The sequence below is a fragment of the Roseivirga seohaensis subsp. aquiponti genome (genome assembly GCF_001267955.1).
GTDB lineage: Bacteria > Bacteroidota > Bacteroidia > Cytophagales > Cyclobacteriaceae > Roseivirga > Roseivirga seohaensis.
Genome location: NZ_JSVA01000005.1, coordinates 1 through 22,230, shown reverse-complemented (window position 1 = coordinate 22,230; position 22,230 = coordinate 1). Strand labels below are relative to the sequence as shown.

General features: G+C 39.9%; 25 protein-coding genes and 1 tRNA gene. 19 read left to right on the top strand and 7 right to left on the bottom strand.

What is annotated here, in order from left to right; genetic code table 11:
* Nucleotides 1-5: 5 nt before the first annotated feature.
* Nucleotides 6-1,313, bottom strand: coding sequence for a ribosome biogenesis GTPase Der (gene der / locus OB69_RS04260; RefSeq protein ID WP_053222464.1), 1,308 nt, complete (start codon nucleotides 1,311-1,313; stop codon nucleotides 6-8).
* A 97-nt stretch (nucleotides 1,314-1,410) separates the two neighbouring features.
* Entirely contained in the window at nucleotides 1,411-2,298 is an 888-nt protein-coding gene (era, locus tag OB69_RS04255; RefSeq protein ID WP_053222463.1) for a GTPase Era, read from the bottom strand.
* Between the two features lie 90 nt (nucleotides 2,299-2,388).
* Between era and OB69_RS04250 the strand changes: the two genes are divergently transcribed.
* Nucleotides 2,389-2,461: transfer RNA gene (locus OB69_RS04250), tRNA-Met, on the top strand.
* 555 nt (nucleotides 2,462-3,016) lie between these two features.
* On the opposite strand, the gene OB69_RS04245 is transcribed toward OB69_RS04250, so the two are convergent.
* From OB69_RS04245 to OB69_RS04235, 3 genes are read right to left on the bottom strand one after another with little or no spacing between them, the layout of a single operon-like run.
* Entirely contained in the window at nucleotides 3,017-3,817 is an 801-nt protein-coding gene (locus OB69_RS04245; protein WP_053222462.1) for an SDR family NAD(P)-dependent oxidoreductase, read from the bottom strand.
* Nucleotides 3,814-4,803 (bottom strand): SDR family oxidoreductase, encoded by a 990-nt coding sequence (locus tag OB69_RS04240; RefSeq protein ID WP_053222461.1) that lies wholly within the window; start codon nucleotides 4,801-4,803, stop codon nucleotides 3,814-3,816. The genes OB69_RS04245 and OB69_RS04240 overlap by 4 nt, the downstream gene beginning before the upstream one ends.
* The gene (locus OB69_RS04235) at nucleotides 4,803-5,519 is read right to left on the bottom strand and encodes a CPBP family glutamic-type intramembrane protease (RefSeq protein WP_053222460.1); all 717 of its coding nucleotides are present in this window, start codon (nucleotides 5,517-5,519) and stop codon (nucleotides 4,803-4,805) included. The genes OB69_RS04240 and OB69_RS04235 overlap by 1 nt, the downstream gene beginning before the upstream one ends.
* A gap of 90 nt (nucleotides 5,520-5,609) precedes the next feature.
* Here OB69_RS04235 and OB69_RS04230 point away from each other — a divergent pair, with 90 nt between their 5' ends.
* Nucleotides 5,610-6,350, top strand: coding sequence for a DUF6503 family protein (locus OB69_RS04230; RefSeq protein WP_053222459.1), 741 nt, complete (start codon nucleotides 5,610-5,612; stop codon nucleotides 6,348-6,350).
* 6 nt (nucleotides 6,351-6,356) lie between these two features.
* Here OB69_RS04230 and OB69_RS04225 read toward each other — a convergent pair whose 3' ends face one another.
* Nucleotides 6,357-6,998 carry a carboxypeptidase-like regulatory domain-containing protein gene (locus OB69_RS04225; protein WP_062303319.1) on the bottom strand — a complete coding sequence of 214 codons (642 nt, stop codon included), beginning with the start codon at nucleotides 6,996-6,998 and terminating at the stop codon, nucleotides 6,357-6,359.
* Between the two features lie 220 nt (nucleotides 6,999-7,218).
* Here OB69_RS04225 and OB69_RS04220 point away from each other — a divergent pair, with 220 nt between their 5' ends.
* The 17 genes from OB69_RS04220 to OB69_RS04145 all read left to right on the top strand — a co-directional run bounded on the left by OB69_RS04220 (nucleotide 7,219) and on the right by OB69_RS04145 (nucleotide 21,614).
* Nucleotides 7,219-7,602, top strand: coding sequence for an ArsR/SmtB family transcription factor (locus OB69_RS04220; RefSeq protein WP_053222457.1), 384 nt, complete (start codon nucleotides 7,219-7,221; stop codon nucleotides 7,600-7,602).
* A 25-nt stretch (nucleotides 7,603-7,627) separates the two neighbouring features.
* Nucleotides 7,628-8,323 carry a YjjG family noncanonical pyrimidine nucleotidase gene (locus OB69_RS04215; RefSeq protein WP_053222456.1) on the top strand — a complete coding sequence of 232 codons (696 nt, stop codon included), beginning with the start codon at nucleotides 7,628-7,630 and terminating at the stop codon, nucleotides 8,321-8,323.
* 108 nt (nucleotides 8,324-8,431) lie between these two features.
* Complete coding sequence (gene pruA / locus OB69_RS04210) at nucleotides 8,432-10,060, top strand: L-glutamate gamma-semialdehyde dehydrogenase (RefSeq protein WP_053222563.1); 1,629 nt, start codon at nucleotides 8,432-8,434, stop codon at nucleotides 10,058-10,060.
* Between the two features lie 189 nt (nucleotides 10,061-10,249).
* The gene (locus tag OB69_RS04205) at nucleotides 10,250-10,534 is read left to right on the top strand and encodes a DUF6922 domain-containing protein (RefSeq protein ID WP_053222455.1); all 285 of its coding nucleotides are present in this window, start codon (nucleotides 10,250-10,252) and stop codon (nucleotides 10,532-10,534) included.
* On the top strand, nucleotides 10,489-10,878 hold the full coding sequence (locus tag OB69_RS18560) for a nucleotidyl transferase AbiEii/AbiGii toxin family protein (RefSeq protein WP_157608488.1): 390 nt from the start codon (nucleotides 10,489-10,491) through the stop codon (nucleotides 10,876-10,878). The genes OB69_RS04205 and OB69_RS18560 overlap by 46 nt, the downstream gene beginning before the upstream one ends.
* Nucleotides 10,844-11,113 carry a hypothetical protein gene (locus OB69_RS18405; protein ID WP_245620777.1) on the top strand — a complete coding sequence of 90 codons (270 nt, stop codon included), beginning with the start codon at nucleotides 10,844-10,846 and terminating at the stop codon, nucleotides 11,111-11,113. Before OB69_RS18560 ends, OB69_RS18405 begins: the two co-directional genes overlap by 35 nt.
* 9 nt (nucleotides 11,114-11,122) lie before the next feature.
* Nucleotides 11,123-11,605, top strand: a complete 483-nt coding sequence (locus tag OB69_RS04195) for a hypothetical protein (protein WP_053222453.1) — start codon at nucleotides 11,123-11,125, stop codon at nucleotides 11,603-11,605.
* A complete protein-coding gene (locus OB69_RS04190; protein ID WP_053222452.1) occupies nucleotides 11,598-12,032 on the top strand; it encodes a PaaI family thioesterase in 435 nt (144 codons plus the stop codon). The genes OB69_RS04195 and OB69_RS04190 overlap by 8 nt, the downstream gene beginning before the upstream one ends.
* A gap of 469 nt (nucleotides 12,033-12,501) precedes the next feature.
* Nucleotides 12,502-13,380 (top strand): alpha/beta fold hydrolase, encoded by an 879-nt coding sequence (locus OB69_RS04185; protein WP_053222451.1) that lies wholly within the window; start codon nucleotides 12,502-12,504, stop codon nucleotides 13,378-13,380.
* A gap of 65 nt (nucleotides 13,381-13,445) precedes the next feature.
* Nucleotides 13,446-14,486 carry a sensor histidine kinase gene (locus OB69_RS04180; RefSeq protein ID WP_053222450.1) on the top strand — a complete coding sequence of 347 codons (1,041 nt, stop codon included), beginning with the start codon at nucleotides 13,446-13,448 and terminating at the stop codon, nucleotides 14,484-14,486.
* Complete coding sequence (locus OB69_RS04175; RefSeq protein WP_053222449.1) at nucleotides 14,483-15,202, top strand: LytR/AlgR family response regulator transcription factor; 720 nt, start codon at nucleotides 14,483-14,485, stop codon at nucleotides 15,200-15,202. The genes OB69_RS04180 and OB69_RS04175 overlap by 4 nt, the downstream gene beginning before the upstream one ends.
* Nucleotides 15,203-15,420: 218 nt before the next feature.
* Nucleotides 15,421-15,978 (top strand): fasciclin domain-containing protein, encoded by a 558-nt coding sequence (locus tag OB69_RS04170; RefSeq protein ID WP_053222562.1) that lies wholly within the window; start codon nucleotides 15,421-15,423, stop codon nucleotides 15,976-15,978.
* 84 nt (nucleotides 15,979-16,062) lie between these two features.
* Nucleotides 16,063-16,719 carry a DUF4331 family protein gene (locus OB69_RS04165; RefSeq protein WP_053222448.1) on the top strand — a complete coding sequence of 219 codons (657 nt, stop codon included), beginning with the start codon at nucleotides 16,063-16,065 and terminating at the stop codon, nucleotides 16,717-16,719.
* 25 nt (nucleotides 16,720-16,744) lie between these two features.
* Entirely contained in the window at nucleotides 16,745-17,290 is a 546-nt protein-coding gene (locus OB69_RS04160) for a DUF4331 family protein (protein ID WP_053222447.1), read from the top strand.
* A 131-nt stretch (nucleotides 17,291-17,421) separates the two neighbouring features.
* On the top strand, nucleotides 17,422-18,717 hold the full coding sequence (locus tag OB69_RS04155) for a tetratricopeptide repeat protein (protein WP_053222446.1): 1,296 nt from the start codon (nucleotides 17,422-17,424) through the stop codon (nucleotides 18,715-18,717).
* On the top strand, nucleotides 18,718-19,224 hold the full coding sequence (locus OB69_RS04150; RefSeq protein WP_053222445.1) for a hypothetical protein: 507 nt from the start codon (nucleotides 18,718-18,720) through the stop codon (nucleotides 19,222-19,224).
* A 134-nt stretch (nucleotides 19,225-19,358) separates the two neighbouring features.
* Nucleotides 19,359-21,614 carry a TonB-dependent receptor gene (locus OB69_RS04145; RefSeq protein WP_053222444.1) on the top strand — a complete coding sequence of 752 codons (2,256 nt, stop codon included), beginning with the start codon at nucleotides 19,359-19,361 and terminating at the stop codon, nucleotides 21,612-21,614.
* 175 nt (nucleotides 21,615-21,789) lie between these two features.
* On the opposite strand, the gene OB69_RS04140 is transcribed toward OB69_RS04145, so the two are convergent.
* Nucleotides 21,790-22,002: a hypothetical protein gene (locus OB69_RS04140; protein WP_053222443.1), complete on the bottom strand. Its 213-nt coding sequence runs from the start codon at nucleotides 22,000-22,002 to the stop codon at nucleotides 21,790-21,792.
* Between the last annotated feature and the right edge of the window lie 228 nt (nucleotides 22,003-22,230).

The following is a 22,230-nucleotide window of genomic DNA, read 5'->3' as shown; positions in this document are numbered from 1 at the left end:
TTCACCTATTTCTGCCTAAATACAAGCTTCATAGGCACCCCATCAAACTCGAAATGCTCTCTGAGTTTATTCTCTAAAAAGCGCTCGTAAGGCTCCTTAATGTATTGAGGAAGGTTACAGAAAAACGCAATCGTTGGTGTTCTTGTAGGCAGTTGAGTAACATACTTAATTTTGATGTGCTTGCCTTTCAAGGCTGGTGGCGGATAATGATCAATCTCGCGAAGCATTATATCATTCAGCCTAGAAGTAGGGATTTTACGCTCACGATTTTCATTTACCTTCACCGCTAATTCTATGGCCTGAAATATTCTTTGTTTTTCTGTAACCGAAGTGAAAATCTTTGGAATCCAAGTTAACTGACCCAGTTTATCATCTAAATCGGCCGTGAATTTCTTCATGGTATTTGAATCCTTTTCAATCAAATCCCACTTGTTAATCATAAGCATAATGCCCTTTCGGTACTTTATTGCCAAGCTGACAAGGTTCATGTCTTGCGCTTCCAAACCACGTTCGGCATCAATCATAATTACACAAACATCTGAATCTTGTAAGGCCTGTAAAGCACGCATTACTGAATAGAATTCAATGTCTTCGTGAACTTTAGATTTCTTTCGAATTCCGGCAGTGTCAGTCAGAATAAAATCCTGACCAAACAGAGTATAACGTGTATTGATGGAATCGCGCGTAGTACCAGCAACATCCGTAACGATGGTTCTTTCTTTACCTAATAAGGCGTTGATGAAAGAAGATTTTCCAGCATTTGGACGCCCCAAAACTGCAATTCTAGGAATTCCATCATCTGGCCCTTCGATACCATCTTCTTCAAAGTGTTTTACCACTTCATCAAGAAGTTCGCCTGTTCCTGCACCACTAGCTGCAGAAATAGGGAAAATATCTCCCAATCCGAGTGCATAAAAATCATTGGACATATAGTGGTAATCGGTGTTGTCGGCCTTATTAGCCACCACCAAAACAGGCTTTTTCAACCCCCTCACAATTCTAGCAAATTCTTTATCTAACGGGTTTAAGCCCGAATGGCAATCGGTCATAAATAGAATTACAGATGCCTCTTCCATGGCCTCAGCTACTTGCGTTCTGATGGCTCCTTCAAACACATCTTCTGATCCAGTAACATAACCTCCAGTGTCAATCACTGTAAAATATTTACCGATCCAATCTGCGTAACCGTAGTGTCTGTCGCGGGTAACGCCACTTTCGTTATCCATGATCGCCTGCCGTCTTTCTACCAAACGATTGAATAAAGTCGATTTACCTACGTTAGGCCTCCCTACAATTGCAACTATATTTGCCATTTTGATTTCAAATTTTTAATGTTCGATCTAAGGTTGATCTTGGGTTTATGCATTTATCGCCAACCACCCCAAACTGTTATTCTTACTTTGTTACTCGTTAATTTAAGTAACCAAAGCGTTTTAGTTTCGCTTCCTTTTTTCGCCAGTCCTTCTCTACTTTCACATGGGTTTCAAGAAATATCTTCTTCCCAAAGAAAATTTCCAAATCCTCTCGTGCTGCCGTACCCACTTTTTTAAGCGATTCGCCTTTATGCCCAATCACGATTCCTTTTTGACTATCGCGCTCTACATAAATATCGGCCGAGATGCGAATAATATTTTCGTCTTCTTTAAAAGATGTAGTCACCACCTCACAGCTATAAGGGATTTCCATTTTGTATTGTTTGAATATTTTTTCACGAATCATTTCATCCACGAAAAAACGTTCAGGTTTATCGGTTAGAGTATCTTTCGGAAAGTAAGCAGGGTGCTCTGGCAAGTGCTCAATAATTTTCTCAAACACGCCTTCAATTCCAATATTTTCTAAAGCCGAAACCATTACTATATCATGGAAGTCCATGAGCTCTTTCCAGTAAGCTACTTTATCTTCAGCTTGAGATCCTTTAGCCAAGTCAATTTTATTCATCACCAAAATCACCGGCACCTTCACTTCCTTCAAGTAATCGATCACTTTTTCACCTTCATATTTCTCGTAAAGGTCGGTAACAAATAAAATAAGGTCTGAATCTTCGAATGAACTGGTCACAAAACGCATCATGGTTTCATGCAGTTCATATTCGGGTTTAATAATCCCAGGAGTGTCGGAATAAATGATTTGAAAATCATCTCCGCTCAAGATTCCCATAATTCTATGACGGGTAGTCTGCGCTTTTGAAGTGATAATCGAGAGTCTTTCACCTACCATCGCATTCATTAAAGTAGATTTACCAACATTAGGTTTACCTATAATGCTCACATAACCAGCCTTGTGCGGACGACTCTCCATGAATTTTTAAATTAGTTCGCAAAGGTACTTGTTTAGAATGGATTTATCACCTACTTTTGTATCCCACTTCAGAAAAGCTGAAGGATATATCGCGGGATGGAGCAGTTGGTAGCTCGTTGGGCTCATAACCCAAAGGTCACAGGTTCGAGTCCTGTTCCCGCTACAGAGAAAGAAAACCTAATCAGAAATGATCGGGTTTTTTTATGCCCTTTGGGCTTGAACAAGGCACTGGTTCGCCCCGAAGTTTCGTGGGCTGTTCCCGCTACAGAGAAAGAAAACCTGATCAGAAATGATCGGGTTTTTTTATGCCCTTTGGGCTTGAACAAGGCACTGGTTCGCCCCGAAGTTTCGTGGGCTGTTCCCGCTACAAGAAAAAGGATACTAAGCAATTGGTATCCTTTTTTATTTGGTCTAAACCCTGTTTTACTCAATAAATAGGTCACTGGTTCGCCCCGAAGCTTCGGGGCTGTTCCCGCTACAGAGAAAGAAAACCTGATCAGAAATGATCGGGTTTTTTTATGCCCTTTGGGCTTGAACAAGGTACAGGTTCGCCCCGAAGTTTCGTGGGCTGTTCCCGCTACAAGTAAAGCCTTTTGAAGCAATTCAGGAGGCTTTTTTTATGCCTTTGGGTTATATAGGTCGAAGCGAGAAGCTTCAACTAGTGGTGTTTTAATAAAAAAGACAGCCGTTAAGCTGCCTTGTTTATATCTAATGTCTCTCACTCCCTCGACTGCTTAATAAAAGCGTTTGCGAGCATTCGCAATTGCATTCGGTGTGGAATTACCCGCCCCAAGGTTCTGTAAAACTTAGGGAAAACGCCCGGAATAGACACTGGTTTTCTATTAAACATTCGGCTTAACGCATATTCGGCCACTTGCTCAGCCGTTTGCCTTGTTATTTTAGAAACAAAGCCCATGTTTGCATCGCGCTTAATCACTTCAGGGTTGGTAAGCACAGCCGCAGGACAAAGAATCGAAACGAAAACGTTAGAATCCTTCAATTCGTAACGAAGCGAATGAGAGAATGAACTCACAAATTTCTTACTGGCTGCATAAATGCCTTTGAATGGAATATCATAGTAAGAGGCCATGCTGGCCACATTTAAAATATATGCCTTATCAAGCTTTTGCATTTCGGGTAAAAAATGGTGGGTAAGCATTACCATAGCCACCATATTCAATTGCATTTGGCCAAAATAAAACTCTGCTTTTTTAGAAAGGAAGTCTCCAGAATTACCCAAACCAGCATTGTTTGCCAAAATATCAACTACAAAATTGTTCTTCTGGCACCATTGAAAAACCTCTTGAGGTGCTTCAGCGTCCATTAGGTTTACTCCCAAACAGTGGAATTCTTGATTCGGGTATTTAGTAGCTAATGCATTAGTTACTTCTTCAAGCTTAGGTTCTGGTAGTGCCACCAAGAGAACATTAAAACCTCTGGCTGCACAGTTTTCTGCAATAGCACGACCAATGCCATTACTAGAACCTGTTACTAATGCGAATTTCTTTGAATTTGTCATTTGTTGTCTGTTCTTAACCAATCTACCGTCTGCTGAATTCCACTCATGAGTGGTGTTATCTGGTAACCTAGTTCTTTTTGAGCTTTATCGCTTGAAACGCTCCATTTATACAGGTATTTTCTTACCCATCCTGGCGTTATCATAGGTTGTTTACCAAAATTTTCAGCTAAAAATAACTGAACCTTGCCGAAGGTAAGCATAACTCCCAAGGGCATTTTATAGAGCTTATATTTTTTACCACCAATCTCAGCAATCATATCAAAGAGCTCATGATAGGTAGCATCTTCGCCTCCAAGCAAGTAACGTTCCCCTGATTTTCCATGCTCCATGGCCAGCATGTGCCCACGAATTACATCTTCTACATACACATAATTGCCAGTGCTGAGCCCGTCACCTGGCATGAACTTCCATTTACCATCAATGTATTGCTTCACCAATTTGGTTACAGAATTACTCACATTGAGAGGCCCCGGACCATACACCCTTGTTGGGTTTACAATTACAATATGTTGTCCATCAGCAGCGCGCTGACGTATTTGTTCTTCCGATTGGTGTTTTGTGCTTTCGTAATCGGTAAAGAAATCAACCTGTCGTGGTGTATCTTCATTTACCGGGCCGTCAATGGCTGGGCCAATTACGCCTGCAGTTGAGGTAACCACTACTTTAGAAACGCCTTGGTTTTTGGCCGCATCTAAAATATTGGTGGTGCCATCAATATTCACTCTTTTAAAGGTATCGTCCTTGGCCCAAACGCTTGCAAAGGCCGCCAAATGATAAACCTCATCACAATTTTCCATACCCTTTTGCAAGGCATCAGTATGAAATAAGTCACCTTCTACGGTTTCAATATTGGGGTGAATTAATGTTTCAGCCTTGGCCTTAGATCGAACCAAAGCAGTTACTCTGTGCCCTTGTTCGGCTAAAGTGTGAGTCAATTTTTGACCGATAAAGCCTGTACTTCCGGTAATAAATATCTTTTTACTCATTAAATAACTTTCATATCAGGGTGATGCCTTAGCGAAAAGAAAAAATTGGACAGTGCCAAGGTAATGTGAACGAAAAAAGCCACCCAAATCGTTCCTGTTGTTAAAGTAATGAGGCAGAGCAACAGCCCCAATGGAACTGCCCCAATGGTTTCTTCTAAGTTTTTAGGCACATGTACTAAGGCATATAAAGCCGCATTCAATACAATAGCCGGCCATTCGCCCAGCAAGGGAACTGTAGCAAAAAGCAACAATCCTCTGAACATTAATTCGTAACCGAATAAATAAGACACCCAGGTGAAGGCGTTTTTTGCCACCATCACTTTTGTCCACTCCTTCTCCCTTACATTTGGGTAAAAGGCTAAGTTCTTTTCTTTTTTAGAATTGAAAAAATTCATCGGTACAATCACGGCAGCCAAACCTAAAATCCAATAAAGAGACGTGGCGTGATTCTTAAATGTTACTCCGTAATCAGCAGGGGTTTTATCTAAAATCACCATCATGATTATAGCCGGAATTACTCCGATAGTCATGGCTCCTAAGTACCTGAAATACCACAAGGCCTTTGTATTACCTCTTACTTCACCATATTTTTTAGCAAAACGCTCTTTAACTTTTGGCGAAATAGAAACGAAGTGATAGACACTAAATCCAATAGTGAGAAGGCCAATTGCTAAAATTGGTTCTAAAAAGGAAGGGTCCCAAATTGGAATTTGCATGCTGTTGCTACCGTTGAGTCAGATTGCAAAAATAAGAACATCTCTTACATTTACGTGTAGAACCATCTAAATTCAACATCATTTAACATTATGACCCGCTACTTTACACCCATCTTTCTTTTATTGTTTATCTCCTGCTCGGTATTGAGTGCTCAAGAAGAGCAAATCTCTGGTACAGAACTTTTAAATCGAAGCATTTCCTTTCATGACCCCAGCGGGCAATGGCAAAAAGTAAAAATGGAATTGGTGATTGATCAAGAAATGCCAAATGGGTCGGTTCGCCCCTCACATGTTATTATTGACAATCAGAAAGGAGCGTTTGAGTTATCGTTTGTAAAAGACAACCACTTATTTAACTGGAAAGTAGATGGACGAGACTCTACCGAATCATTTATGGATTACAGAGTAATTACGGATTCCGTAAGGGTCGATACGTTACAATTGAGCCCCGATAGGGCCAGAAGATGGAGAAACTATTATAGTTATTTATACGGCTTACCAATGAAGTTAAAGGACAAGGGAACGAATATTGACCCAGTGGTTCAAAGCACTACTTTTGACGGAAAGCCTGTTTTAGCACTCAAAGTCACCTATGATAAAAACGTAGGTTCCGACACTTGGTATTTCTATTTCCACCCAGAAACTTATGCTTTAGTAGGTTATCGTTTCTTTCATAACGAAGCCGAAAATGATGGCGAATACATTGTTATTGAAGGTTTAGAAATTCAGAATGGAATGCGAATTCCGATGCACAGGGCATGGTATACAAATAATGAAAATCGTTGGCTGGGAACAGACAGGTTTATTAGCCTAAAGCTAACGAGGAATTAGAAAAAGCTACTTCTTCTTTTTCAGCGAATTGATAAACTTTGCCCAAGCAAAAGGATTCAGCAGTGGATTTGTTGTTGGCCCCGAACGGTACTGCATCTGATTATATTGCTGATTCATCATGTACCTATAATTGGCATCAGGGCTACCCCCCATAGGCATGGTGAGCACCATTCGCTGTACAGCCTCAGGCGCAAAAGCATTCAGAACACTTTCTTGCTCTTCATTTAAATTCATGGCCAAAAATGCCTCTTTGAAAAGTTCTTCACTCGGAAAACGACTTACTTCTACATCAGGAAGTTGAGTAACCTCTTCTTCCATAGCCACAATAATGGTGTATTGATCGCCCACTGAATCAGGAACAACTATTTTACGGTCTTTAAAGCCTATGGAAGTGAATATCAGTGTATCGCCAGCGTAAAAAGCCTTGCTAAACCAACCTCTGTAATCTGAAACTGTTCCCCGGCCTGTTTTGAGGGCAAAAATATGAACTCCAAAAACCGTTTCGGTACTATCGGCATTCATAACAAGCCCCGAAAGTTGAACTACACCAGAATTATTATTCTGCGCAAAACCCTTTTGAGCACTGCAAAAAAGAAAAGCACAAAGCACAATGGCGCGTAGAGAATATGTGATTACAGTTTGTTTCAATATACTTGTGCTTTTGATTGTGTTCTACGTGAACTTAGACTTAAAGATAAGAAGATAGAACTTATTTTTTTTCGCTTCGCAATATTAACAATCAAAAAGGGGAATTGTGTTGGCTTAAACCAATTATTCTTCTCAATTTAACAATAATTAACCCCAGTCTTTCTTTGGTAGAAATCATTGAATAACAACGGATTTAAGCCATGAAAGCAAAGTCAATTCAATGAAACTCAAAAATTTTAGTCTTCCCTTTGGGGCGCAAATCTTTAAATCGTTATCTGACGAAGCTCGGGTAAGAATTCTTCACTTACTTTTGAAAAACGGAGAAATGACGATCTCTGACCTAGAACACATTTTAGATTACACCCAAACCAAAACTTCGAGACATGTTACTTATTTAAAGAATTCAAATATTGTGAATGCCCGCAAACACGACCAGTGGGTTTTTTATAGTATTAGAGAAGAAGTGGAACTAGTGATGATACAAATTTTCAATTTCTTGAATAAAGATGCTCGTTTACAAAAAGACCAAGAGACTTACGAAATACTTAAATCGAATCGTGAACTGGCCGAAAATAGAATTTCTAAACAAGGTTGGTCAATTTGAGTTTCCATAATTTCCATTCTTTATTTTGAAAAACTACCAACATATCTTTTTCGATTTGGACCATACCCTTTGGGATTATGACACCAACGCCATGACGGCCCTACACGAACTTTACGACCATTATAGGTTCGAGCACATTACTCATTTTGACAAAGACACTTTTGTACAGCACTTTTTTCAGGTGAACAACGAACTTTGGAGCCTTTTTAACAAACACCAAATTCAGCGCGAACAAATTAGAGAAAGAAGGTTTGCTACTATTTTTGAGAGATTAAATGCCAAACTCGACATTATACCGCAACAATTGGATTGTGAATATGTAGAACTCTGCCCAACTAAAGAGGCTGTTTTCGAAGGAGCTCACGATGTTTTAGATTACCTGAAAGAGCGCTATCAGCTACACATTATCACCAATGGTTTTGACGATGTGCAGACAATTAAAATGAAAAGCGCCAAGCTAGATCATTACTTTGATGTGATCGTAACTTCTGAAAACTCAAATTCCAGAAAACCCTCCGCTCCTATTTTTGAACAAGCCTTACAAAGGGCTGGTGCCAAGTTAAATGAGAGCATCATGATTGGCGATAACTTGGAATCAGACATTCAAGGCGCACGAAATTTTGGTATGGATCATATTTGGTTTAACCCGACCAAACTAACAAGCGATTTTCCGCCTACATACGAGATTCAAATGCTTAGCCAATTAAGGAACTTACTCTAGCCAATCGGGTTTTTAATCCATAGGCGAAACCTTATATTTGCCCAAGTCAATTTATGACCCTGAAATGCTTTGGGGAAAAAACAGAAAACAAATTCAAAAAAAGAAATTATGGCAACAGGATTCTTCAACGTACCTCCCGCTAGAAACGAACCAATAAAAAACTATGCGCCAGGCTCTCCTGAGCGTGAAAGCTTGCAGGCAGCTCTTGCCGAAGCGCGTTCGAAGCAAGTGGATATTCCGATGTTTATCGGGGGAAAAGAAGTGAGAACTGACAATAAATCTCCACTAAGCCCTCCACACGATCACCAACATATTTTAGGTTACTTTTCTAACGGAGATGCCTCTCATGTTTCGGCTGCGATTGACGCTGCCATGGCTGCAAAAAAAGATTGGGCCAACACAAGTTGGGAAAACAGAGCAAGTATTTTCTTGAAAGCTGCCGAGCTTATTGCAGGCCCTTATAGAGACAAATTGAACGCAGCAACCATGCTGGGTCAGTCTAAAAATGCTTACCAAGCAGAAATCGATTCGGCTTGTGAAATTGTAGATTTCTTAAGGTTCAATGTTCAGTACATGACCGAGATTTACAAGCAACAGCCCGATTCTGCACCAGGCATTTGGAACAGAGTAGAACAAAGACCATTAGAAGGTTTCGTGTTTGCCTTAACTCCATTCAACTTTACAGCTATTGCAGGTAACCTTCCTTCGGCACCAGCCATGATGGGTAATACCGTAGTTTGGAAACCTTCAAACACTCAAATTTATTCTGCGAATGTTTTGATGGAAGTTTTCCGCGAAGCAGGTGTTCCTGATGGCGTAATCAACCTTTTCTTTGTAGATGGCCCAACAGCAGGTGAGGTGATTTTCGAACATAAAGATTTTGGTGGAATTCACTTTACGGGTAGCACAGGTGTTTTCCAACATATTTGGAAAACCATTGGAAACAACATTTACAAGTACCGTTCTTACCCAAGAATTGTAGGCGAAACTGGTGGTAAAGATTTTATCATGGTGCACGAATCGTCTAAAGCAAAAGAAGTGGCGACCGCTATTTCTAGAGGTGCATTCGAATTCCAAGGTCAGAAATGTTCTGCCGCATCACGTGCATACATTCCTTCTAACCTTTGGGAAGATGTGAAGAACTATGTAATCGAAGATTTGAAGTCTTTCAAAATGGGCGGTACCGAAGATTTCAGCAACTTTATTAACGCTGTAATTGACGAAAAATCATTTGATAAAATTGCCAAATACATTGACGATGCCAAGGCAAGCGATAAAGTAGAAGTAATTGCGGGTGGTGGTTACGACAAATCGAAAGGTTACTTTATTGAGCCAACTGTACTGTTAACAACAGACCCTAAGTACACAACCATGTGCGAAGAGATCTTCGGCCCGGTAATTACAATTTATGTTTACGAGCCAAAAGATTACGAAGCTACTTTAGAATTGGTAGACAACACTTCGCCTTATGCATTAACGGGTGCGCTTTTCTCTGCTGATAGGTACGCGCTTGAGGTAGGAATTAAAGCCCTGGAAAACTCTGCAGGTAACTTCTACATTAATGATAAGCCAACCGGTGCCGTTGTAGGACAGCAGCCATTTGGTGGAGCTAGAGGTTCTGGCACAAACGACAAAGCAGGTTCAATGATCAACTTATTGCGCTGGGTTTCTCCGCGTTTGATCAAAGAAACTTTTGTAACGCCAACCGATTACAGATACCCGTTCTTGGGAGAGTAATTCTTAAATAACTATCTAAAAAGGCCTCTAGTGAGGCCTTTTTAGTTTTAAGGTTTATGATTTGCAATATGGGTACGACAGAAATATTCTCTCTGATTTTTAATAAATACCATTTGAAAAGAAATTAGTTAATAAATTGAGAGTTGAACGAATTAAACGGTAGAGCTTAACTTGATAACAGCTTTAAAAATGGAATTAAGCAGTCACTTGTTTTGGGATGTAGATCGGAAAACGGTTTCATACGACCAGCACAAATCATTTATTATTCCTCGGGTATTTATGAAGGGCACAATGGATGATTTTTGGGCTGTAGTTACTTATTATGGAAAAGAAGTTTGCCAAGAACAACTTGTCAATACACGATACCTCGATAACAAAACCCTTTCCTTCTGCTGTGTTTATTTTAATCTAGACCAAGAGCAATTCAGATGCTTCAAAGAAAAACAGTTGACACCGCAACACTGGAATTACTAATTGACCTGCAGGGGATTAATTCATTTCAAGGCTTTTTATTAGGTGGTGACACAGCCTTGGCATTAAAATTTGGTCACAGAATTTCTGTCGACCTTGATTTATTTACCACACAGCCTTTCGATACAGAAGAAGTAATTTCAGCCATCCGCCATAAATTTAAAGATCTATCTGTTTTAAACATGAGCAGAAACTCCTTAAGTCTGTCCGTTCAAGGGGTCAAGGTCGATGTTCTTTCTCATCAATATTCCTTATTACAACCACCTGAACTCATTGAAGATGTTCGTTCTGAGTACTCAAGATATTGCAGCCATGAAGCTTTCCGCAGTAGCACAGCGGGGAAGTAAAAAAGATTTTTTTGACTTGATTGAGTTATTGAATCATTACTCACTCCCCCAATTACTCGCTTTTTATGGCCAAAAGTATAGCGAAGAAAATTACTTCTATGTACTCAAGTCCATAACCTATTTTAAAGATGCTGAAGAAGAACCAAATCCTGTGATATTGAATAATACGAAATGGGAGAATGTGAAAAATAGAATTAGTCAGGCGGTTGAAAATCAAACAAAAACTAAAGAGTAAAACCACCTTATGGAACACAATAGAAAAGAAGTAGAAAATTACTTAAGCACCACCGTAGCTGAACTTTTGGCTCAACTTACACCAGAACAAAAACCTCTTTGGGGAAAAATGACTCCGCAACATATGGTTGAACATCTGATTGTGGTATACAAACTATCAATGGGTAGGTTTAGCGTGCCTGTGGTTTCTAAAGAAGAAGATTGGCCAAAGTTGAAAGAATACTTAATGAAGGACAGCCCCATGCGCAGAAATGTGCCAGCGCCCAACGGTAAAAGCGAGCTTCAGCCATTAAGATTCGCTGACCTTGAAGAGGCCAAACAGAAGTTCTATGAGGAAACAGAAATCTTCTTGAAGTTTTGTGAAGCCCAGCCCGAGTTTATCGCCAATCATCCTTATGGCGGCCCTTTAACGGCTCAAGAATGGTTGTTCTGCCATAAAAAACACATCAAACATCATCTTATTCAGTTTGAGCTTATTCCAGATTATGAATGATCTCGAACACTACAAACGATTAGAGCGACTATTTGATTCTGCCCCCTTGAACCAAGGAATTTTCGCTGGTTCTGAATTGAAGGTGAGTGACCGTGAAGCAACTTTGGAGCTCGCCATTGGGAGCCAATATTTTCATGCGGCCAATGCCATGCATGGCGCCATCTACTTCAAACTGCTAGACGACTCCGCTTATTTTGCTTCGGCTTCTGTAGAGAAAACCTTCTTCTTACTTACAAAATCTTACACTATCCACTTCAGACGTCCTGTTTTTGAAGATCGTTTAAAGGCCATTGGAAAAGTGATTTCAGTTAACCAAAAGGAAATTATCAGTAGTTCTGAAATCTATAATCAAGAAGGAAAACTCGTTGCTCATGGCGAAGGTGTTTTTGTGAGAGGGCCTAAGAGGTTGGAAGAGTTGCCAGGTTGACGTTTAGAGCTTATTGTTTCAAGTTCAATTCGTACGAAAGTACTTCGCGCTGCTTCTAGCAGTTATGTCATCCATCGGAATAAAGATCCGCTTATTCATCATTCACAGAATCAAATGGAATGCACATTACCTTTTCATCCTGACGAAGGAAGGATCTAGAAACCACTAGATATGACTCATAAAACCAACAGACTCTTTCGGTCTTCCCTTTCAGGGTAAGACGCTCAGAGTGACGGTCTGTTTGGCGTCATTCTGATGACGAGGTACGAGGAAGAAAGAATCCGTCTGTTATCTAACTCCTTCTCCTTCAAATTAACAAACTCTCTCGGTTTCTTTTTTCAAGCTTCAAACTCAGAATCACGGTAGTATTTAGCCATTCCACTCCCGAGGGTTTTCTTCCGCTCCCTTAAATGTCTTCAAAAAGGGTATGTAGCCCACGTACTTTTGGGTACAACAAAATTTACAAGACATGAGAAAATTCAAAACAACAATTCTGGTCACTTTATTAAGTATCATCAGTTTTCATCTGAAATCACAAGATCCCGGTTTAAACATTCGCGTAGTAGGTAAAGGTCAGCCTGTCGTGCTTATCCCAGGGCTTACTTGCTCTGGCGAAGTATGGGATTCTACCATCGAAGCCCTAGATGCAAACTTCGAGTACCACATCATCACCCTGCCGGGCTTTGCTGGAAATGCACCCCTTGCCGATCATGAAGGAAAGTACTTGGCCAAAATGAAAGATGAAGTAGTAAAATACATCCAGAAAGAAAAGTTAAAAAAGCCCATCATTATTGGTCATAGCTTGGGCGGATTTTTAGCATTGAACATTGGTATTCAGAACCCAGATCTTCCTTCAAAACTAGTAATTGTAGATGCGCTACCATTTATGACAGGTGTAATGATGCCCGGCATGACAGCAGAAGAGGCCAAGCCTATGGCCAAATCAATGAAAACGCAAGTAGTGGCTTCTGCCAGTCAACCACTTGAAGGAAGAAAAGCCTACCAGCGCCAAATGCTCACAAGTATGATTAATGATCCTGCGCAAATTGAAATTGCTACACAATGGGCAATTGACAGCGATCAGGAAACTGTAGGCGAGTCGATGTACGAAATGTATACGACAGACATTAGAGGCGAGCTTGGCAAAATAAAAGTACCAACCTTAGTATTAGGGGCATGGGTAGCGTATCAACCGATGGGTTCGACCCGAGAAAGCACTTTAAAACTTTATACAGATCAATATGCCAACTTAAAAGGAGTTCAAGTAGACATGACCGACATTGGCAACCACTTTATCATGTGGGATGATCCTGAATTCTTTCAGAATTGGTTGAAAAAGTTCTTATAAATTAGCCAAATGAAATAGCGTTCTAATTGATGAATTGAACGCTATTTCCTTCAATTTCGATAACGATGAAGCAATCAACACTCTACTGGATCTGCCAAATTTTTGGCTGGGCCATTTACTCTTTGTTTTCTGTAGGCATGATGTATGTTTTTGGCGGAACAGAGAGCATAACCCCCGACACATTAAAGCTACAGCTCATTATTGGAGTTTGTTTGATCTCTTTCTCTCACTTATTCCGAACGTTTATAAAAAAGAATGATTGGACACGACTAGCACTGAAATCCTTAATCCCAAAACTGATTTTAGGTGTTATTGTAGTGGCTTTTTTAGCCCAATCATTCATCCATTTACTTATTTATTACTTACTCCCTCTAAATAATATTGCTGCTTTCAGTTGGGTGAATTTTGTTGGGTATGTAGGAAGTGTTACCATCGTAATGGCCAGTTGGGCCACCCTCTATTTTGCTTACCACTTTATTCAACGCAACCGAAGAAGTGAGATTGAAAAACTTGAACTTACTACAGCCTTGCAAGAAGCAGAATTGGCCATTTTAAAAAATCAGATCAACCCTCATTTTCTGTTTAATGCGCTAAACAACATCAGATCACTTATTCTTTCCGACCCTGAAAAGGCGCGCTCTATGGTTACCCACATTTCGGAACTCTTGCGTTATTCCATCCAATTTAACGCAGCCGAAAAAGTAACACTGGGGCAGGAAGTGGCTATTGTAAAAGATTATTTGCAATTGGAGTCCATTCAGTTTAACGACCGATTGACCTATGCCTTTGAAATCGATGACAGCAGTTTAGACATCAAAATTCCTCCAATGGCCATTCAACTTTTGGTTGAAAATGCCATTAAACATGGGGTTTCTCAAATAACAACCGGGGGGAATATTTTGATCAGGTCGGTACTTGAAAATGACCACTTGCGCATTGAAGTTTGCAATAACGGCCAACTCAAGGAAAAAAGTAAACGCGAGGGAATTGGGCTAAAAAACCTGATCGAACGTTTAAAAATTCTGTTTGGCCATTTTGCTGAACTCAAAGTTGAAAACTCATCTGAAAATACCGTAACCGCATCGCTCAAAATTCCATTGTCATGAAAGCCCTAATTATAGACGATTCAAATTTGGCAAGGCAAGAACTTAAGCACTTGCTAAAAAACAGAGATGATGTTCAAGTAATTGGCGAAGCCGAAAACGCTGACGAAGCAATAGAAAAAATTCTCGACCTAAAGCCCGAACTGCTTTTCCTTGATATTCAGATGCCGGGCAAAGATGGCTTTGAATTACTTCAGGAATTGGAAGATGCCCCAGAAGTTATTTTCACCACAGCCTTCGACCATTATGCCATGAAGGCTTTTGATCATAATGCGCTCGATTACCTTCAGAAACCTATTAAAGACGATCGTTTGGCTTTAGCGCTAGAAAAAGCAGCCGCAAAAATTAGAAAGCGTGCCTCAGATGCAAAAGACAAAAATGTATTGGGATTGAATAGCCAGGTTTTTGTGAAAGATGGCGAAACCTGCTGGTTTGTAGATTTAGCAGAAATTCGAATCTTAGAAATTATGGGAAGTTACACCCGCATTTTCTTCAAAGACCAAAAACCCATGATTCCGCGGTCGCTCAATTATATGGAATCACGCTTAGACCCTGAAGTATTCTTTCGGGCCAATCGCCAACAAATTATCAATCTAAAATACATTCAGCGTATTGAACCTTGGTTTAGCGGTACCCTAAAAGTCTATTTAAAGGATGGGGAAGAAATTGAAGTTTCTCGCAGGCAAAGCATCAAGTTTAGGGAGGTAATGAGCTTTTAAAAGAAAAATTGATTTTCTCTTTTGAGTCTCACTAAAAAATCAATATTTCAAAAACCCCCTGTTTATCAATAAGGTAACACCATTTAAGGCTTATACTTTAGAAATTGGCTTCCGCATAGGGTCATCAATAAAAAAGTAATTCTGATTTTTTTTCTCCTCCTAAATCCAGTCGTGCATAGGGCTCCGTATGTATGACCGAAATCAAAAACAATTATCTAATGAAAAAGAAAATCATACAATTACTGATGATCGCGTTTTTCGCCATAGGAGCAAATTCAATTCAAGCCCAAAGCACCGTAATGGTGGGGGGAGAAAAGATGTACCCTATGAAGAACATTATTGAAAACGCAGTCAATTCTAAAGATCACACCACCCTAGTTGCCGCAGTAAAAGCAGCGGGTTTGGTAGAGACCTTGCAAAGCGCAGGACCATTTACGGTTTTTGCACCCACCAATGCAGCATTTAACAAATTACCAGAAGGAACGGTAGCAACGCTATTGAAACCTGAAAACAAGCAAATGCTGACTCAAGTACTTACTTACCATGTAGTGGCAGGTAAAATGGACTCAAAGGCCATTATGAAAGCCATTAAAAAAGGCAATGGCATGGCAGAATTAAAAACTGTGAGCGGAGGCGTATTAGTGGCCAAAATGAACGGTGAAAAGAACATTACATTAACTGATGAGAAAGGAAACTCATCTAACATTTCCCTGTACGATGTGTATCAGTCCAATGGAGTTATCCATGTAATCGACTCGGTCGTACTTCCTAAGTAAACCATCAAATTTAACATAACTATTTAAAAATCAGATTGATAAAATATCAATCCGGGATTCTTATTGTCAAAAATTAATAACATTATGAAAAGAAAAGCAGTAATCACCCTCGGTAGTTTGGCACTAATTGCCACAGTCTACCTTTTCGCAGCGGATCATATTGATGCCCCTGGCGTTGCAAGTACATCTTCGGATATCACAGACTTTTACGCATTCCAAAGCCCTGAAACCAGCTCGAACGTAGTGTTTGTAGCCAACCTTCAAGGTCTATTATCTCCATCAGCTTCTGCATCGGCAAATTTTGACGAGAACGTAATGGTTGAATTCAATATAGACAATACTGGCGATGCTGTTGAAGACCTTGTTATTCAGTGTACTTTCAAAGACGGTAAAGTTTATGTGTATGGCCCAATGGCGCCAACAAGAACAGGCTTAACTTCTACAATTGTTTCTTCCATGACACCGACAGCATCAGCAAACATTACGGCCTATGGCTCAAATGCTACAGTTGGAACAGCTGGTGGAATGAAAGTTTTCGCTGGCCCAAGAGATGATCCATTCTTTATGGACTTTGCTCAGTATGGTGAAATTATCGCAGGAAACGCAACAAGTTTCAACAATCCAGGAGCAGATACTTTTGCAGGTACCAATGTAATGTCTGTTGTAGTTGAAGTTCCAAAGTCTGCTGTAGGTGGATCAGGCACCATCAATACTTGGGTAACCAGTAACAGAAAGCAATAATTTTTAACCAGAAAAAGATACTAAGATGAAAAAGACATATTTAAACAAATTTTGGGCAGTAGCCGCAGTTTGCACACTTGCCCTAGGAACTTTATCATGTGGTGACGATGACGGAGAAATGACTCCAGAAACTTCAACTACATATGTACAAGAAGATCAAATGGGTAGACCTGCCATCAATACAGTATTTGTATCGGCTGATAAGAAGGACGAATTCAATACTACCATTCCTTCTATGCAAGGCGCTGCATTCCAGTCGGCATTTCAAGCTAAACTTTTGGCTTTAAACCCGAATTACACTACCAACTTATTAACCTTTGATGCAGCTACTTTTACAGGTGCTTTAGCAACAGATGTTTTGAGTGTATCATTAGATGGAACAACCACTTTCTACGATGGAACAAACGTGTTAACTGGTAGGGCTTTGGCCGATGACGTAATTACAGTAGAGTTAATTCTGATCTTTGGTGGTCCGAATGCGACTGACAACCCAGGATTAACAGATGACAATGTAAGCTCAAACGACAAAGCATTCTTGTCTACTTTCCCTTACTTGGCCACACCTTGGTAAGCAATAAATAAATAGTAGCAGTCTTTAATTTCAGTATAGCCAACAGACCCTGAGACATCCCGAATTGTCGAGACAGGGTGACTGTATCGAATTTCAAGACTGCTCTTTTTCTCACCTCAAAAGCTATAATCATGAAAAATCTAATTTGGCTATTCCTTAGCTTCACTGTTCTTTCTTGTCAAAGCAAAGTGTCAGAACAAAAAATTGCCGATTCGGCAGATTACGATCAGTTTCTACAAGCGCAACCATCACAGCAATCTTTAGAAACTTTGAATGAAGAAATTAACTTCTGGGAAAATAAACTTTCTAGTTCTCCCAAAAATGTTACTTACATCAATAAGCTAGCAGGCTTAAAAAGCCGACAGTTTAGGCTCGATGGTTCAGTGGAAAATATCCACATTTCAGACAGTCTTTACAAAAAAGCTATTGAATTAAATCCCTTTAGCAACGCGGGCTTATATCAAGCGCTGAGCGGAAACTCCATTACCAAACATGAGTTTGTCGAGGCAAAAAAATACGCTGAAATGGCTTTGGCCGAAGGCGATAAAAAAACAAGCAGCTATTATTTACTCTTTGATGCCCTCATGGAATTGGGAGAGTACCAAAGAGCAACGGGAATCTTGAACATGCAGGAAAACAAATCATCTTTCGATTACCTAGTACGTGCCTCAAAATTGGCCGATCACAACGGAGATTTAGATCAGGCCATCGTACTTATGGAACAAGCGTTTGAAAGAGTAAAGGCAGATAATGCACTTTTCAGTTGGGCAAAATCAAACCTTGGCGACATGTATGGCCATGCTGGAAGAATTCAAGACTCTTACAATGCCTACCTAGAAGTATTGAACAAGAATCCGGAACACTGGCATTCATTACAGGGCATTGCTTGGATTAACTTTGCCCATGATAAAAATACGAGTGAAGCCAAAAGAATTTTAAACAAGGTGAAAGCGCATGTAAATGATCCTCAGATCAATTTTATACTGGCCGAAATTGCCGAATACGAAAACAATGAAGCACTTTCTACAGAATTGAAAAAAGCATACTACGCACAAGCTTCATCTCCCGAATATTTAGGTATGTATAACAAGTACCTTATTCTTTTAGAGGCTGAAGATTTAAGAATGCAAGATGCGGCCTTAACAAGGGCAACTGCCGAACAAGAAAAGAGGCCAACGCCTGAAATGTATGACTTGCTTGCCTGGTCTTATTTTCAAAAAGGCGACCATAAAAAAGCCTTAGAACTGGCTACTGCTCATATTGAAAATAAGACTTCTCACCCTGAAGTACTTTATCACTTGGGAGTAATCTTCAAAATGAACAATTTTGCGAAAAAAGGTAACACTTACTTAAAAGAAGCCTTAGAAAGCACTTTTGAGCTAGGCCCTTTAACTACTGCAAAAATCGAAAAAGCACTAAAAAGCTAAATGACCAAGCTTGTCGCCACCGGACTTCTAATCACCTACGTGATCATACTCTTTGGGTATGGGGCAGCGACAGCAAGCCATAGTTTTTTACATGCAATTGAAAATCCATTTCATAGCCATGGTCATGCTCATAAACACGAGCAAGACCATGGACATGAGGAGGAAAAAGACGAAAGTCATCATCATGAACACGACACTGTTGCTGAAAATGAAAATCATCATGCAGTAGACAGTAATCACGATCATATTGAAACCCAAGCCAATAACAATAAGCACAACATTGAAGATCACACTTTGGGTTTTAACAAACTGAATAGTCAGGATCAAGATGTTTCACCAACCGAAACTTTAAATCCTCTTTTCATTTTCGTTTATACACAGTCCAGTAATTCAACTGAGCATCTTGCTATTAACTTCAAGCTTTCAGAAACAGAGCATCATTATTTAAGCCTTTACAAAAGTTTAGACACAGAACCGGTTACTCCTCCGCCTCCAACCATTTGTTAATTCCTCGAAAAGCCAACTCATCTGTTGGCTACTAAATCAAATCATTAATTGAGCACAGAACTTTCATGTCCTGAACAGGATACGAATGTCTAATAACATCAATCTGTCGCTCATGAGGCTTTAACATTAACAACATGAAATTTAAATTCATCATAGTATTGCTGTGTCTAATTACCAGCAGTCTGGCTGCCCAAACAGGAGAAATCAAGGGCACAATTATAGATCAAGATTCTGGCGAACCTTTAGTAGGTGCCAGCGTTGCCATAGCACAAACAAGTATAGGAGCGGCCGCAAATAGTTACGGAAAATTTTCTATTCAAAACCTTAAAACTGGTGAGTATGAATTGGAAATCAGTTTTGTTGGCTTTGAAAAACTCAGCAAAAAAGTAATGGTAACAGAAGGTAGTTCAACTCAAGTTGAGCTCTCACTTAAACCTTCTGCCCTTTCTCTTGGCGATGTTCAAGTAACTCAAAACTTAGCCCAAAATGCCTCAACTATTTCAGCATTGGACATTGAACTTAGGCCCATTAGTACTTCGCAAGATGTACTGAAAATTGTACCAGGCCTTTTTATTGCCCAGCATGCCGGAGGAGGTAAAGCTGAGCAAATTTTTCTACGCGGCTTCGACATCGACCACGGAACCGACATTGCCCTTTCCGTAGATGGAATGCCCGTGAATATGGTCTCGCATGCCCATGGTCAAGGCTATTCTGATTTGCACTTTGTAATTCCAGAAACCATAGAGCGTGTTGCCTTTGATAAAGGACCATATTATGCCAACAAAGGAGATTTTAATACTGCGGGCTTTGCTGCCTTCAGCACTAAAAAACGATTGGAGTCTAATTTATTCAAAGTTGAAGGCGGTCAGTTCGGTACTTTCAGAACGGTTGGTCTTTTCAACTTACTAGAACCAAAAACTACCAAAGACCCAAGCCTCTATTTGGCTACGGAATACTTTCGTACCAATGGTTATTTTGAAAGCTCACAGAATTTTAATCGATTCAATACCCTTTTAAAATATCACCAACGACTTTCAGACAATAAAACTTTAGAGCTATCAACTTCTGCTTTTACCAGCAGTTGGGATGCTTCGGGACAAATACCTATAAGAGCAATTGAGAGCGGACAGATTTCAAGGTTTGGAGCTATTGACGATACTGAAGGAGGAAATACCAGTCGCGTGAATTTGAATGCCAAACTCACAACCGATTTATCGGATGGGGGAATTATTGAAAATCAGGTTTTTATGTCGAAGTATGACTTCAAACTGGTTTCTAATTTCACATTCTTCTTAAACGACCCAATCAATGGTGATCAAATAACCCAAAGCGAAGACCGCCAGATTTATGGCAGTAACAATAGCTACTGGAACAACTGGAGTTTGTTTGGATTAAAAGCCTCCACCGAATTCGGAACAGGTTTTAGGTACGATCAGGTGAATGATATTCGCCTTTCAAGAACATTGAACAGAAGAGAAATATTATCGGATTTGGCCCGAGGAGACATTAGGGAATCAAGCGTTTACTTCTATGCCGAAGAGCAATTGGATCTAACAAAAAGACTTTCTTTAACCGCAGGTTTAAGATACGATTATTTCACTTTTGACTACGTAGATGCGCTTACCCCTACTTATAACAGGCAAGTAGAAAACAAAGGAATACTAACTCCAAAATTTAAGTTGAGCTATGAGGCTGGCAACAATCTAAACATTTACGTAAAATCTGGAATTGGCTACCACTCCAATGATACACGCGTAGTGGTTGCTCAAAATGGAAGTGATATTCTTCCAAAAGCCTATGGCGTTGACTTGGGTACACTTTGGAAACCTACCGAAAACCTTTTGGTGAACGTAGCCTTATGGCGACTAGATTTGGCTCAAGAGTTTGTGTATGTAGGAGATGAAGGTGTAGTTGAAGCTGGAGGTAAAACTCAGCGACAGGGAGTAGACTTAACTGTTCGTTATCAGCTTACGCCTTCTTTATATGCCAATATGGATTTGAATTATACAGACCCGAAATCGGTAGATGAAGCGGAAGGGCAAGATTATATTCCATTAGCCCCTACTTTCACCAGCATTGGTGGGTTGAATTATGAAGGAAAAAAAGGGTTTAGAGGAAGTTTACGCTACCGCTATTTAGATGACAGGGCAGCCAATGAAGACAATAGCGTAGTTGCCAAAGGGTATTTCCTTATGGATGCTGTTTTGAACTATGAAGTTGGCGCATTCGACTTTGGAATTGCTGTAGAAAACGTTTTAAACACCGAATGGAGAGAAGCGCAATTCGATACAGAGTCGAGATTGCGAAATGAAGCCCAGTCTGTTAGTGAAATACACTTTACACCAGGCACACCCTTTCAAGCCAGATTATCTGTTGCTGTTAAATTCTAAATGAACTTGGTCTTTGACAAGGGAATTCAAGCAATTGATTTTCTGATGGGAGTCTCACCGTATGGTGAGGCTCTTTTTTTTGAAACCTCTTGGAGGGTTAAAGCCGATGAATGCAAATTGTATATTCGTATTACAATAAAGCCCACTAACAAACCCTCCAAGAGTTAAATATTGTTTACCCTTTCTTTTTACCAGCCACTAGCACAATCGCACCAATTACGGCCAATACGCCACCAGTAATTGGCGACCAATAAATAGGGTTGTTTTCTTTCTTATTGATTTCAACAACGCCTAAATCAACTACCTCCTCTTTGGTAACTAAGTTGACTCCAGTGAAAATTGTCATTAAAATTCCGCCTACGAGTAATATGATTCCTATGGTTTTCATTTTTCTTTGATTTGGTAATGAAAACTAATTGGCAATTAGTGCTCCAATGTGTTTAAAGCATTTCAGAGCAGTTTTTAGTTTAGTAGGTTGTAGATTTTATTACCCAGATGCATTCAGATTTCTCACTTTTAAAGAGGGGAAGCACTAAATTATAGATAGTTTAATCAAACGGACTCTTTCGCTCTTGCATAAAAAGCAAATCGCTACCGATGACGTATTTTTCAAACA